Origin of the sequence: Pseudomonas mandelii (assembly GCF_002251635.1) — a bacterium.
Lineage (GTDB): Bacteria > Pseudomonadota > Gammaproteobacteria > Pseudomonadales > Pseudomonadaceae > Aquipseudomonas > Aquipseudomonas mandelii_B.
In genome coordinates, this window is the sequence record NZ_NMOJ01000050.1 from 54,139 (window position 1) to 68,548 (window position 14,410).

The 14,410-nt window shown below is 53.1% G+C and carries 13 protein-coding genes and 1 pseudogene; 1 reads left to right on the top strand and 13 read right to left on the bottom strand.

Annotated features, from left to right (window positions below; all coding sequences use genetic code 11):
• Positions 1-165 precede the first annotated feature (165 nt).
• The 7 genes and pseudogenes from B7L09_RS07630 to B7L09_RS07665 all read right to left on the bottom strand — a co-directional run.
• Positions 166-1,029 (bottom strand): annotated as a pseudogene (locus B7L09_RS07630) (patatin-like phospholipase family protein); the annotation flags it as partial.
• A gap of 346 nt (positions 1,030-1,375) precedes the next feature.
• Positions 1,376-2,056, bottom strand: coding sequence for a haloacid dehalogenase type II (locus B7L09_RS07635; RefSeq protein WP_010461415.1), 681 nt, complete (start codon positions 2,054-2,056; stop codon positions 1,376-1,378).
• Positions 2,057-2,111: 55 nt separating this feature from the next.
• A complete protein-coding gene (locus tag B7L09_RS07640) occupies positions 2,112-3,092 on the bottom strand; it encodes a ketopantoate reductase family protein (RefSeq protein ID WP_010461417.1) in 981 nt (326 codons plus the stop codon).
• A 95-nt stretch (positions 3,093-3,187) separates the two neighbouring features.
• Positions 3,188-3,886: a glutathione S-transferase N-terminal domain-containing protein gene (locus B7L09_RS07645; RefSeq protein WP_094468386.1), complete on the bottom strand. Its 699-nt coding sequence runs from the start codon at positions 3,884-3,886 to the stop codon at positions 3,188-3,190.
• 12 nt (positions 3,887-3,898) lie between these two features.
• The gene (locus B7L09_RS07650; RefSeq protein WP_094468387.1) at positions 3,899-4,576 is read right to left on the bottom strand and encodes a glutathione S-transferase family protein; all 678 of its coding nucleotides are present in this window, start codon (positions 4,574-4,576) and stop codon (positions 3,899-3,901) included.
• Positions 4,577-4,597: 21 nt separating this feature from the next.
• Complete coding sequence (locus tag B7L09_RS07655; RefSeq protein WP_094468388.1) at positions 4,598-5,209, bottom strand: TetR/AcrR family transcriptional regulator; 612 nt, start codon at positions 5,207-5,209, stop codon at positions 4,598-4,600.
• Positions 5,210-5,722: 513 nt separating this feature from the next.
• The gene (locus B7L09_RS07665; RefSeq protein ID WP_010461427.1) at positions 5,723-6,268 is read right to left on the bottom strand and encodes a carboxymuconolactone decarboxylase family protein; all 546 of its coding nucleotides are present in this window, start codon (positions 6,266-6,268) and stop codon (positions 5,723-5,725) included.
• A 25-nt stretch (positions 6,269-6,293) separates the two neighbouring features.
• On the opposite strand from B7L09_RS07665, the gene B7L09_RS07670 reads away from it, so the two are divergent.
• Positions 6,294-7,334: a cupin domain-containing protein gene (locus B7L09_RS07670; protein ID WP_202964475.1), complete on the top strand. Its 1,041-nt coding sequence runs from the start codon at positions 6,294-6,296 to the stop codon at positions 7,332-7,334.
• 311 nt (positions 7,335-7,645) lie between these two features.
• Here the strand turns inward: B7L09_RS07670 and cptA are convergent, their stop codons facing one another.
• From cptA to B7L09_RS07700, 6 genes are all read right to left on the bottom strand, one after another.
• On the bottom strand, positions 7,646-9,406 hold the full coding sequence (gene cptA / locus B7L09_RS07675) for a phosphoethanolamine transferase CptA (RefSeq protein WP_010461431.1): 1,761 nt from the start codon (positions 9,404-9,406) through the stop codon (positions 7,646-7,648).
• A 130-nt stretch (positions 9,407-9,536) separates the two neighbouring features.
• A complete protein-coding gene (locus B7L09_RS07680) occupies positions 9,537-10,268 on the bottom strand; it encodes a nucleoside/nucleotide kinase family protein (RefSeq protein WP_010461432.1) in 732 nt (243 codons plus the stop codon).
• Between the two features lie 7 nt (positions 10,269-10,275).
• A complete protein-coding gene (locus B7L09_RS32305) occupies positions 10,276-11,082 on the bottom strand; it encodes a nucleoside/nucleotide kinase family protein (protein ID WP_238547516.1) in 807 nt (268 codons plus the stop codon).
• 39 nt (positions 11,083-11,121) lie between these two features.
• The gene (locus tag B7L09_RS07690) at positions 11,122-12,846 is read right to left on the bottom strand and encodes an ABC transporter ATP-binding protein (protein ID WP_042932248.1); all 1,725 of its coding nucleotides are present in this window, start codon (positions 12,844-12,846) and stop codon (positions 11,122-11,124) included.
• Positions 12,847-12,958: 112 nt separating this feature from the next.
• The gene (gene spt, locus B7L09_RS07695; RefSeq protein ID WP_010461435.1) at positions 12,959-14,152 is read right to left on the bottom strand and encodes a serine palmitoyltransferase; all 1,194 of its coding nucleotides are present in this window, start codon (positions 14,150-14,152) and stop codon (positions 12,959-12,961) included.
• Positions 14,139-14,399, bottom strand: a complete 261-nt coding sequence (locus B7L09_RS07700; RefSeq protein ID WP_010461436.1) for an acyl carrier protein — start codon at positions 14,397-14,399, stop codon at positions 14,139-14,141. Before B7L09_RS07700 ends, spt begins: the two co-directional genes overlap by 14 nt.
• Between the last annotated feature and the right edge of the window lie 11 nt (positions 14,400-14,410).

Consider the following 14,410-nt stretch of genomic DNA (forward strand, 5'->3'; position numbering starts at 1 on the left):
GATCACTGATAATTGGCGGTTGATGTTGCCGTGAGAAAAGGGCCCGGTGGACTCTTTCCATTTTATAATTTTCAAATCAATGGCCCCTGTCACCACACTTTGAATATCTGCCAATAAGGTAGCAAATTCGTTAGCAACACCATTGAGAATGAACAAACTAACCTTGCCTGCATGATGGGTGTGCGCCTGCAGCGAATCCGGAACCCCGATTCGTATCAATCCCCCTCCTTCAATCCACGTTTGGGTCGAATGATACGCGCGCTGCAGCAGTTGATCGGTCTGGCTGAAGTCGAACACCGAGGCGTCCAGTGGGCATAAGGGGGCGACGACATGGATAGAGGCGCGCGGGGAGTATAGTTCAATGTCGCGCACCAATTGGCGCATGCTCATCAGGTTCAGTGTGTGCAGGGCTAGCGCCACGAGCCCGAGGGGCGGTGTCGGGCAAGCACAACCGAAACCGGTGGGTACCACCACGATCCGCGTTGCCCCTAGGGCAACCGCACTGGCAATTGGCGTATTGCTGGCTACGCCGCCGTCGATCAAGAACTTCCCACCGATCTGCACGGTAGGAAATACCAGCGGGATCGCCGCACTGGCGAGCAATGCCTGCTCCACATTGCCACTGGACAGCAATTCTTCGGCACCGGTAAGTAAATTTGTGGTGACGATATGCAAAGGCAATTCTGTTTCTTCAATCAACTCTACTGGCAGCGACCTGCGCACTAGGCGCTGTAATGCCGAAACGCGAAGCAAATGTCCTCGCCCCTGCAAGATCCCCGTCAAGGTATCTATCAGCGAAAACGGAAACACATCGGACTTGCGTAAACCACGCCAGAAGGCCGCGAGTTCCAACACCCCTTGTGCATTTGGTCTCGCAGCAAAGTACGCACCATTGATGGCACCGACTGAAGCACCAACCACCAAATCGAATGTAACACCCGCTTCGACGAGTGATTGCAACATGCCAACCTGAACCGCGCCGAGGCTTCCACCACCCGCGAGGACGAGTGCAGTTTTTTCTGTGGACAAGGCAAACCTCCAGCAAGAATCAACACAAGATGATGCTACAACAGTAGCAACACCCCGACCCATAGCTCATTACAAGAATGATAGGATCGACTCTAGGCACACACTCGCCGCGGACTGAAACCGTGAATCGCAGAGACTTCTGGTCGAATCTGACGGGCAGCTTGTGCCCCCGAATATCAATGAGTAGCAGGAATAAAGTATGGCAGTGGCGGTGCATAAGCTAACGGGAACTGACATTCCGGAATGTTTTCGAGGACCGAATGTCAGGACGGTATGGCTCGTAGTGGCTGATGGTGCGGCAATCAAATACTGTGCAACTGAAACTGAAGCTTATGCCCTGGCTGCGTTACACACTAGCTGATTGTATTTTACTAGCTACACCCTCCAGCCCTCGTACCACGAGATCAGGTTCCACACCCCACGGATCAAAAATCACCGTTGGATCGCGACGCAGCCAGACGGTACGCAAACCGTAATTAGCCGCACCAATAACATCGAAAGGATTGCTGGAAACCAACCAGACATCTCGTGCTGGCACCCCACATTTTTTAACAAGGTACTCATATACAATTGGGTCCGGCTTGAAGGAACGCGCCTCCTCAACGCTCAATACATCAATAAAGCTCTCTCGTAGCGTTGCATGCCGCAAGAGGACGTCAATGGCCGTACGGCTACCATTGGAAAAAGCAAAAAGTCGGAGCCTTGAGCTTAGCAAGTCAGCCAACCCGTCTTTCACATCGTCAAAAGCCTCCAGCTCTGTATAGGCATGCATCGCCTGCTCCTGCTCTAGGGTGCTTAGCTTCACACCATTGCTTTCACAAGCAAACAGAAGCGCATCACGTGTACAAACAGAGAAATCCCGATATTCCTGCATTAATCCTCGACGAAAACTGTATTCCAACTGCTTCTGTCTCCAAAGCTCCGAGACAGCTACAGATTTTTGGCCGACCAACGATCTCAAGACGTTCTCTACGGACCTAGTGTCGATCAACGTACCGTACACATCGAAAGCAATTGTTGCAGTCATCTGCAGATCCTCAATAGTGACGCAGGTGCGATTAAATACGAACCAGTCGGTTCAATTAATCCGGCAATAGACCAAGCGTTCGTGCCCTCATGCGAGCCAAGGCATAGACAGTACGCGTGTGAGTCATTGGCGCCCCTGCTAGATCAGCCACCGACATCAAAGCTCCCAAAATAGCCTCGATTTCAACGGGTTTGTGCCCTTCAACATCTTGCAGCATCGACGTTTTCACTTTACCGAGTTTTCGTGTAATCGCGATCCGCTGCTGAGGATCAATCTTGGGTGAGATGCCCAAACGGCTTCCTAATTCAAGGAGTTCGCTCATCATCTCGATGAACAACACGTTGAGGTTAGTGTCATCGATCATCTCATCGGTGGCGCAATTAACTAGCAGGCTGACGGGATTGAAACACGCATTTCCCAGCAGCTTAAGCCAGATTTCTTCACGTATGTTTTCGTGTGCATGCGCATCAAAACCGGCCTTGAGAAAACAGTCCGTCACGTTTGAAATACGGCTACTGATGCCACCACCAGGCTCTCCGAAAACGATCTTGCTTCCGGACATATGCCTCACCACGCCAGGGCTCTCAACCCTACAAGACGGAAACACAACACATCCGATGATGATGTCAGTCGGGATATTCCTTTCGATCAGGCCGTCAGGATCGACTGCCTTTAAACGCGTACCTGACAACGCCGAATTGGCTTTCAGGAAATACCACCAAGGAAGCCCATTGAGCGCAGGGATGACGATGGTTTGTGGACCGATCAACGCTGTTGCAACTTCAACAGCTGTCGGCAATGCCGGTGCCTTTACGGCAAGAATCACCACATCCTGAACACCCAGCTCTTTTGGCTCAGATGTAGCCTTAAGTGGAGCGATCAGAAGATCGTTGCCCGTCTGCAGTTGCAATCCCTGCTCGCAAATAGCATGAAGTGTCGCGCCACGAGCTATGACACTGACGTCATGCCCGGCCGCAAACAATTTGCACGCCAGAAAACCTCCAATAGCACCCGCACCTACGACAGTGATTTTCATAATCGACTCAGACCGATTACATCTTCCATACTTTATGAACTGCCTTCACAGACCGACCATAAATGTATGATGGATTGTTCTTCACCAACGATCGCTTATCGAACCGTGCTCGCGTCCTGATTGAATAGCAGCTTGCGTGTTTCCTCGTCGACGACCGGAGCGGTGTTGATTCGTTCCGCCATCGCATATGCACGCTTTGTCGCAGGTCGATCACCTACTCGCTCAAACCAGCGAGCCAAATGAGGGAAGTCGGCAAGCTCTTGCTGCTGCCGGACGTGGGGCACAATCCATGGATAACTGGCCATGTCGGCAATGCTGTAGTCGCCAGCGATGTAGTCACGGCCATCCGCCAAGTGTTTATTCAACACGCCATACAATCGAGCGGTTTCGTTGACGTAGCGCTCCTGCGCATAGGGAATTGGCACCGGAGCGTATTGTACGAAGTGATGATTCTGCCCCGCCATCGGCCCCAACCCACCCATTTGCCAGAACAACCACTGCAAGGTTTCGTTGCGCCCTCGTAGATCGCCAGGAATGAACTGATGAGTTTTATCTGCCAGGTACAACAAAATGGCGCCCGATTCGAAGACTGACAACGGCTGACCACCGTCCAGTGGCACATGATCGACAATGGCTGGAATGCGGTTATTGGGCGCGATGTTCAGAAACGATGGAGTGAACTGCTCCCCCTTCCCGATGTTCACCGGCACGATGCGATAAGGCACACCCGATTCCTCAAGGAACAAAGCGATCTTGTGGCCGTTTGGAGTAGTCCAGTAATGCAAATCGATCATGACCTGGCACCTTTACTGAGCAATCTGCGGGAACATTGCCTTACGGGCGTCAGCATCCATCTCGGTCTTGTAACTGTGCTGGGTCTTCAGCTCTTCGGTTCGCTGTGCTGCCGGTCGAGCATTGATGTCATCAAGGAGCCGTTTCACGTTTGGAAGTTTTACCCAAGCGTCATTACCTAGGATGAAAGGTACCGCGCGCGCCCACCCCCATACGGCCATGTCCACCAGCGTGTACTCACCTCCGAGCATGTAAGGCCGTTTGGCCAGGTGCTCGTTGATGATGGTCCAATGACGCCAGGCTTCGAAGGTGTAGCGGGTAACGGCGTAGTCTTTTGGCTCAGGTGCGAAGTGCTTAAAGTGGACAGCCTGTCCAGAGTACGGGCCGATGCCGGTCGCGACGAACATGAGCCAGGAGTACATCTCCCCTCGCGCCTTGAGATTGTCAGCAGGCAGGAACATCCCGGTCTTTTCGGCTAGATAGAGCAGTATGGCGTTGCTGTCGAATACCACGTTATCACCATCAATCAGAGCCGGTGTCTTGGCATTCGGATTGATCTTAAGAAACGCCGGATCGTGCTGTTCACCCTTGCGCGTATCAACAGGGATGAGTTCGTACTCAAGGCCTGACTCCTCCAAGAACAGCGCAACCTTCGCGGGGTTAGGAGACGGGTGATAGTAGAACTTGATCATGTTGACTCCGTACAGTGGCCTTCATTGAGTGTCGCAACGAGCCAAGGGCGGAAGCCCCAGGCTGGTGAGTGCAATTCCAATAGCGTCGGTTACACACGCAGGATCCGGATTGATCCGTGCCAACACGCGAATCCCAAGTAATACGCTGAGCAAGTGATGAGCGCCCTGCTTTGCATCGATCCCTGTGGCGACTGCGCGTTGCAAGCTGAAGGCACGTAGGCGGCTTTCAAAAAAACTGCGGATGGTCTCAAGTTCTTCTGACACTGCCTGACGCAAGTCTGCATCTTCTGCATTCGTTTCGAGGGCAGAGTTCACCAACAGGCATCCACGATGAAGTGGATCGGTTAGCGTGCGATTCAGCACTTCAGCAAAAAACCCTGTAATGGCCATTCCTGCGTTTGGCAAAACCTCAAGGCGGCGGATGCGGTCACGCACGCTGCACTCCAAGTAGTGCTCAAGGGAACGAAGATAGAGACTGCGTTTGTCGCCAAATGCGTTGTAAAGGCTCGGCTGGTTTAGGCCGGTGCACTTGACGAGATCTCTCGTCGAAGTGCCTTCATACCCCCGCGTCCAGAATGCTTCGACTACAGCGGTAAGAACCTTTGATTCATCAAATGCACGAGGGCGAGCCATGGACTAAATATCTCTGCGGGTTTGTCGTCGACCCTATCATAGGTTTTGTATCAACCGCCACAATATAAAATAGCAAAAAACCTCACCTGAGCCGAGCTTCCATAGCCAGCGAAATCAGGATCCATTTGGACATTCCTGGAGACAGGAGCGGATAGCGCCTACATTCAGCCCTCCACCTTTCTCACAAAGCTTCAGTCGGCATCAGTAGTCGCTCGATGAGCGTGAGGGGAAATTTGATGGACGACCTGAAGGCTTTCTGACGCAGCATAGGGAGTGCAATGCCCATCAAGCTGGGAACTAAAACAGCCCAAGCCGCGGTTGCACGCAAAAAGCTGTAGTCAAACTCCATAGCCTCAAGTCGGAATCGGAAAGACGTCTCTAAAGCACGCATCTGTCCTGCCAGGGACAACATACTATGAGGCAGCGTGACACAATGCCCACCTAAACAAACGGCGCCATGAGGCGCCGTTTTGATGGTGCAGTATCGAGCCTCGGCCCACTCGGCTGGCCGATTCAGACCGATGCTGGGATCGCTGGGAAATCGATGGTGGTGTCATTTACTCGGTTGAACAGGTTGGTAAAGGTGATGATCGATATCACCAGACTGATTTCTGTCAGCTGTACGTCGCTATAACCGACTGCTTTGATAGCGTCAAATTGATCCTTGCTGACTGTACCGGATGTCTTGACAAGCAGAGTCACAAAGCTGATCAAGGCGTCCCGCTTGATGTCGCCGGTCGGACGTCCCAAACGAATGTTTTGAAGTACTTCTACACTCAGGCCAATCATTTTAGCAATCGTAAAATGCGCGGTTTCGCAGTAATCACAACCGGTGAGATTGCTCACCAACAACTTGATAACTTCCTGATCCTGCTTGCTCAGTGTGCCTTTGGCCAGAGTGCCGTCTGCGCCGAGGATTGCACCCAGACCTGCTGGAATCAGAGCACCGATTGCAGCGTAGGCGTTTGGCACCATACCTACAGCTTTTTTGATGTTGGCGTAAAGTTCAGCTGTCGCGCCGGTAGCAGTGCTGATTGCTGGGGTTTGAATACGGCTCATGGTGTGACTCCCGGGTAAATCGTTAATGGGTGAGCCGTTACTTTATAAAACACCCCCATTACAGGTAAGCTCGAAAACCCTCACAAATAACCTTAATCGTATCAATTTGGAAAAGTCTGCTATGTCACCCCCATTGGATTGGTTAAGCCAGTTGCTGGCAATGGTTCCTGTCTCTGGGCACTTGGATACCCGTTGCTACTACGGCGCACCTTGGCAGGTTACCTATGACCTTTCGCCTGCAGGGGAGATGCCATATCACATCGTGCTCAAGGGGTCGGCGATAGTAAATGCACAAAGAGATTACCCCGCGCAGCAATTGGATGAAGGGGACATCATCCTATTCGCCCACGGAACAGAACACGTTCTCCACGACGGTGGCGCAAAAACACCTCGAGAAGCGAGCTTTAAACAGGAGCTGAATTTCGTCGTCAGTGAAAACAACGAAATCGGTGAGCGACTGGACATGCTCTGTGGACGCTTCATTGTCCGACCACCGTATGACCGCCTCCTGCGCACGTATCTACCTCCCCGACTGATCGTACGCTCAGTGCCGGAGACTCCGATCAGTTATTCGACCGCAAGCCAACTGGCAAACCTCGTTAACCTGATGCGCCATGAATCCGCAACTCCGACTCTTGGTGCCCACGCTATGCTTGGCGCGCTTTCCGCAGCCTTGTTCACCCTTGCGCTACGTCTGGCCGGTGAGGACGAGGAGGCCCCGTCAGGGCTTTTGGCAATGGCCGGACACCCTCGTTTGGCACCTGCGTTGAACGCTATTCTGCATGACCCTGGGCACCCATGGACTCTGGAGAACCTTGCCGGACTCTGCAATATGTCACGGGCAACTCTCGCCAGGCATTTCAAGGAGCGAATCGGCTCTACCACAAATGACTTCATCACAGACGTGCGCATGACGATGGCGATCACCGAACTAAAAAATCCTTCGCACTCTACTGAACAGGTCGCGGAGCGCGTGGGATACCAATCAATCTCTGCCTTCCAAAAAACATTCAGACAGCGCATTGGAATGAGTCCCGCGCAATGGCGCAAACATCGCGACACGTAGCCATCGAAACATAAATCACCTGTGGATCTACCGGTCTTCGAGCATCAGGCAACGACGTAAAAGGTACATTCCGCGGACGGTTATTCGACGCTCACCTAGCCTGGAAGTTTTTTGCCACGCATTCGGTTTTGATATCAACGCATCCCTTCTTTGATGGCCACGAAATACTGAAACCGAACCTATCGAGCGCACCAGATATGGCACTGAGAAACGAGCTGCTGCCTGATTTTCGACGATACCTTTTCGCCACCACGTCCGGAAAGACACGAGCGTGCTTTGTGCGGTGTTGTTTTTCGATGTACAGCGCCCTACTACTTACTGCTCTTCTGTAGAGCAATTTGGGTATCAGAGCCTAACTGCGGCTCGGTAGGCAGCAGACTGAAATCCCGCAGGCTCCGTGGATCGTGAGGGTTGCCAATCAGCATTCGCGTTGGTTTGAATCCAGCGTTCACGATGCTTTTTGCAGGATCGAATTCATCGAACCGCAGCCCCGCAAGATCCACCCAGCTATGAATAAAGTGCGATGTACTGTAAGGGCGCGCTAGGTACTCAAGGGGCTCCACCATCGCACCTTGTACTGACTTCCAGCTGGGCGATTTCCACACAATGAAGGGCACGGTATACATCGGCCGTGTCGGGGCTGCTTCATTACGACCCAAGACATCCGGAGCGACAGGGTCGTAGACAGACTCTCCGTGATCGGACAGGTACAGCAGAAAGCCGTTGGGGTCGGTTTCACTGAATCGCTTGATCAGCGACGACACTACGTAATCGTTGTAGCGTACGGCATTGTCATAGGCGTTGTAGAACGCCAACTGGCTTTGTGTAACGTTGGCCGGCACCCCTGTTCGATCCTTGAAATAGTCGTACGGCTCAGGGTAGCGGTACTTGTAGCTCATGTGCGTACCGAGCAGGTGAACCACAATCAGCTTTCGCGGGGCATCGTCGTCCAACACCTTTGAGAAGGGTTCAAGCACATCCTCATCGTACTGGCTGGTCTGGTTCTGGTCACGATTGTTGTTCAGGTACGTCTGCTCATCAGCCTGCTTCGAGAACAGCGTTAACATGGTGTTGCGCTTGGTCATGGTCTGCTGATTGGTGATCCAAAAGGTTTTGTAGCCGGCTTGCTTCATCACGCTGATCACCGTCGGAGTGCTAAGGAAAAGTTCCGGATGCTCCTCGTCTGCAAACGTCAGAACCTGCTCCAGCGTCTCGATTGTGTAGGGCCGCGGTGCAATGACGTGATCGAACACCTCCAATTGACCTCGCAGTTGATCCAGGTTTGGCGTGGTCTGCCGGGAGTAGCCATACAGACTCATGCGCTGACGGTTAGTTGATTCTCCGATGACCAGCACCAGCGTTGAGCGCTGTCCGGCATGGATATCGGAGAGGTTCTTCAACGGAGGTATCTGCGCCTGTACAGTCAGCATTTTCGACATTTCATCCAGTTGCTGAAGGTACTGGTGATAACCAACGACCATTTGCCATAGCGCCGCAGCCTCAATGTTTTCTTCGAATTTGGAGATCGCAAGGCTTAGTGTTGGGCGCTTGCGCAACTGATTGACCGCATTGAAACCTGCCCCCACTACGACGAACATCGCGCAACACACAACGATCGCGCTGCGAGACAGGTATGCGGGCCGAACACGAGTCCAGAGCGCCAACCCGCCAATGCTATAGGCGGCGAGCACGCTAACAATTGACCAGGAGAAATAGTGCCCCAAATATTCGGACGACTCCTGCATGTTCGAATCAAACATGATGAAAATTACGCTTTGGGAAAACTCCTGACCGTATATCAAAAAGTAAACCAAGCCTGAGAGCGACGATGCCCAGAGGACAATGCCGATCAGCCCCCCCAGTACCCGCGCTCTGGCTGGGAAAAGGATCAATGGAATCAACCACAGCAGCGTGACCATCGATGCCTGAATCATTCCTTTCCAACCTGCCACACCTGCATGAACAATCAGCAGTTGCGTCACCCCTGAGAAGTACCAAAAAAAAATGAAACTCCAGATTAGACCAGGCCAATCTGTAGGTTGCCGGACTGAATCAGATTTCTTCGCGCTCATGAAACCCTCTTTGTATTCAAACAACGTCCCTCAGCACCACCCTCGCTGCAGGTGCCGGATCACGTCGATGTTTCGAGAAGAACAGCAGTACATGCCGACTGTTTAAACAGCCCCTATCGCAAGCGAACGATTAGGCACCGTTCATCATTTGCCTGATCAGATCCAAACACCTGCTCTGAACTTCAGGGAGAGGCAGCTTCGCGTCGACATCAACGATTCGCGCGCCGCCGAAACGCAGCAACGGTGTCGCATCCACTTTTCTTTTGATCAACTCTGGGATGTGATCAGGCTTGCGCGCCAAAGCAGTTTCCACGTCAATATTCAAACGAATCACCAGGGTGGGTCGGTAACGAGCCATGTGCTGATATAAAGCAAACTCATCAATAGCGAGCAAAGCCGTCAAATAACCACGTGGTCGCGCTGCGCTAAGACCCGGTCCATCGTAAAAACCAGATATCTCTACTTGCGGATAGCGATCACAGATGATCAGCCCGGCCTTTTTACGCACATTCAGCATCTGCTTGAACCGACGAGCCCGCATCCTGGAAAAGACGTAAATGGTCAGCGCAGTGAAGAGACCGGGAATGCGTTCTTCCACGGTACGTGCTTGCAGCGCTTTGGATGACAAACTGCGCTCTAATATAGGGCCTATCAGTGGCCATGCTCGAATCTTCAATCCGATTGAGCCGGAGCCAAGCCCGAGATACAAATAGGTTGCTCCATCGCCTTTCAAGGCGTCGCACAAATAGGACGCGATCGTGGTTTTGCCCGCTCCGTCAGAACCGATAATGGCAATCAAAGGTGCTGCTGAGCGGTGGCGTTCTCTGGACGGAATGTAAAACTTGGAATCATTACCAGGCATAAATCACTCAACCATTTTCTAAATGAGGAGACACAGCTGCTTTTGCCCGTGCGATGACTTCCTCAAGAGGCAAGCTGCTATCCAAATCCAGAATGGGTGCACCTTGGTATTCGAGCTGCGGAACACTTGCGATTTTCAGTGCGAGAGACTCATAACGATGATCCGGTTTGCGCGCAAACGCGGTTTCCAGGTCAACGTTCAAGCGGATGACAAGATCCGGTCGGTAGCTGATCATGTAGGCGTAAAGCATCCGTTCACACCCAGCGAGAAAGCGAACAAATCCGTTGCGATGCTTGACCTTCAGAAGTCCCGGACCATCGATCTTCATGTTCGCCACTGCAATCTGGGGATAGCGATCAGCAACAACAGCAATCCCGCGGCGACGAAGCGCCATCATCTTTCGGTATCGCCTCCATCGCCGAACAGACAATAGAAAAACTACTAAGGCAACGAGTGTGCTCGGCCCTTTCCCAGTACTACGAAATGAAGAGTTACTGCGAGCGGAATTCGCAACAATCAAACGTCCGATGGCGGGGCCCACCAACGGCCATTTCACCACCGCTTCACCCAATGATTTGGACTGGATACCCAGGTGACAACTCTGCGCGTCCCGTGATTCTTTTATCCAGGCAAGAACAGCGTCGGACACAGTAGATTTGCCGGCACCATCGCACCCCACGAAAGCAATCAGTGGTGCCAGTTTGCCTGGTAAAACATCTGAATGAGGCGTTTGAGGGTATACAACCTCATCTTGAATATCCCGCTTCGTATCCTTGCCAGCCACCGTCTGTTTTTTATGGATTGTGCTGCTCATTGAAGGTTCTCCACCTCGATCATTGGGGGCAGTACGGAGTCACTCATTACTACTGAATGTCTCGTTCGTCGTCGCTGTAAAATTGAAGACGCTCGTTACCCGCCCATCCCTCACCTGCATGACCCGGTCAGCTAGTTCGATCAGGCGAGGTCGGTGAGAAACGGCGATGATGGTGATCTCTGGCGTCAGTGCTTTAAGGGATGTGCAGATATCGAACTCCGATTCGGGATCAAGCGCACTAGTCGCCTCATCGAGAATCAGGAGGCGCGGACGATGAGCCAGAGCGCGGGCAATCACGATGCGCTGACGCTGCCCGCCGGAGAGTTTTCCGCCGCGCTCACCGACGACAGAATCCATACCATTGGCAAGGCTCTGTACGAAGTCCCATGCTCCTGCCTGGCGCAGTGCCCGTTCTGCGTCCTCGCGCGTCAGCGCCGGTTCACCTAGCGTAACGTTCGCGAACACGCTGTCATGCAACAAAAGGGTTTCCTGAGTGACGTAGCCAATCAAGCGGCGCCACTTACGGCGATCGAGGTCATTCAGGGAGGTGCCGTCAACACGTATTGTTCCTGCCTGAGGATTCAGCAATACGCAAAGCAGGTCGAGTATGGTGGTCTTACCCGCTCCAGAAGGTCCAACCAGCGTGGTCATCGTTCCGACTTCAAATGAAAAGGATGTCTTTTCAAGAATCGTGCGTTGCTCGTAGGTGAACGACACGTTGTCGAAATCGATGTGTTGGTGAAGCGTGGGCTCACCATTACCGCCTTGAGGTTCTACTTGGGATTCAGCAGTCTCTACCGCACGACGTAATGCCCAGAATGCACTCTCCTGCCCCGCCATACGGTGATATCGCTGTTGCGCCTTGTGCATTAGGCCAAGCACGCGAACGACCATAAAGATCAGCACCATCACCGATGACAACGGTAACTGCCAGACCACTAAACCTGCGTAGAGCCCGGCAGCCGCGAGGATGGCTAACAAGGGCTCCTGCAGGGCACGCAGTGTCTCCCGGCTGGTCACCTCTTTTTCCATCGCCGCATTTAGCTCGGTGGCTTGGTGTCGCAACAGAGAGTCGGCGATGTCTTCTCGTGCCATGGCCTTCAAAGGCTTAACCGATCCGAGCGTGTCGGTGAGGCTCACCAATAAATCCTTCATGAGGCGAGTCTGACTTTTACCTGCGCGACGCGATGTTTTGACCAACCCTCGAAGACCAATAAGAATGGTCAACCCCACAATCAGGCATACCGCCGCCGCCTGCCATGACACGATCAGCGCAATGGCTGCGTAAGCCACAGCCTGGATCGATAGTGCAAGCATATTGGCTGCGTGTTCATACGCAGTGGACGCTCGGTAGGCTTCCGTCGCCACCGCATTGGCCAACGCCCCACCTGGTTGATGCAGGTAGTACTCCCACCGGCTTTCCAATGTGGCGTTGATCAGATCCACCCGCAGGTCAGTGGCCACACGTGCAACGGTGTACCCCACTTGACGGTTGGCCAAAAGGATCAAAAAACTGCTGATTGCCATGCCGACGACAATGACAATCAACAATGCCGGTATCGTCGGCTCCAGCCCCATGCTCTGCAGTGCGTCGATAACGCGCACACCAAATTTCGAATGAGCGTTGTCGCCCAACATCACCGAAACTAGTGGCAACATGGTGGTCAGGCTCACGCTCTCCACCATTCCAGCGATCACGAGACTAAACAACATCAAGGCGGTACGTCCCGGGTAGGATCGACCAAACGCAAAGATAATTCGCATAGCACCCACAGGTAATAACAGGCTAAGCGCCTTCAATATTTTTGTCGCACGCCCCAACCTGATGACTCAGCTCAAAAGCGGGCTCGCTATCAACCAAACAACCCGACCACCGTCAACCGACCAAGCTCGCCGTTGAACGTAGCATCGTGAAAGCATGGATAATCTGGTCGATCTGATCAGGGGTGTGGGCAGCACTGACGCTGCATCGAACCAGCGTCACTCCCGCTGGGGTCGCAGGCGGCAGTACCAAATTGACGTAGACACCGTGCTCGATCAGCGCATGCCAAAACTGCAGGCCTTGTTCTTTTGTACCCACCATGACGGGTACGACCGGGCTGACATTCGGGCCTAACGAATAGCCGAGCTTCTCCAGCCCGTGGTACAGACGATGGGCATTGCTCCAAAGCTGATCTCGAAGCTCGGGACGTGTCGCGATCGAACGCAGCGCTGACCGAACCGACGCGATGGCCGAAGGCGACGGTGATGCCGTAAAGATGTAAGGTCGACTTGCATAACGCAGTATTTCCATACTGCTGCTCTTGCCTGCTGCAAAACCGCCAATCGCTGCCAGACTTTTGCTAAAGGTGCCCAGCAGAATGTCGACCTCGCTCTCTACACCGAGTGCTTCGGACAGACCTCGTCCATTGGCCCCCATAACTCCGAAGGAGTGGGCTTCGTCAACAAGCAGATATCCGCCAAGCCTTCCCTTGATCTCAACGATTTCTCTGAGCGGCGCGGTATCTCCCAACATGCTGTAGATGCCCTCTACGATAATCAGCGCATGTTTGGCACGTTCGCCCAGGCGAAGCATCCGTCGTTCGAGATCCTTGGCATCGTTATGCTGAAACCGGATAATTTCAGCGCCGCCCAGCGCGCACGCGTCATAGATACTGGCATGACAATCTGCATCCAGAAGCACTACCTCTCCTGGCCCAGCTAACGAACCGATCACCCCCAAGTTCGCTACGTATCCCGTGGAAAACACGATGACTGAGGGCCGATTCAGAAAGGCCGCAAGCTCAGCCTCTAGCGCCATATGACCACCATAGCTGCCGTTAGCCATTCGCGACCCTGTGGTGCCCGTACCGTCTATAGCCAGTGCCTGTTGAGCGGCCTCAATGGCGCCAGGATCAAAAGTCAGCCCCAGGTAATTGTTCGTTCCTGCGAGGATGACGTTTTGATCGCCTATGCGCCCCTCGGTAGGCGAATACACCGCATCAATACACGTACCAAATGGACTCGGCGTCGTATTCTGCAGAGTAGAACGCTCGGCTGCCAGGCGGATGAAACGGTCATACAACCCCATGGCTTTTCTCCACATAGGCCACCACAGAACTAGCCAACTGTTGTGGGGTTCTGACGTCCATCAATATGTTGATGGGGATGGACAGGTCGTACTCGTCTTCCAACTTCATCAATAGATCCATCATTTTGACGGACTCCAAACCCAAGTCGTTGACCAAGTCACTCTCGGCGCCCACTTCTTCCGATAACGGAACGATTTCTCGCAGGCATCTCAGGACATTTTTTAGAGTCGTGTCTAGCGTAACCATGGCCAACCTCT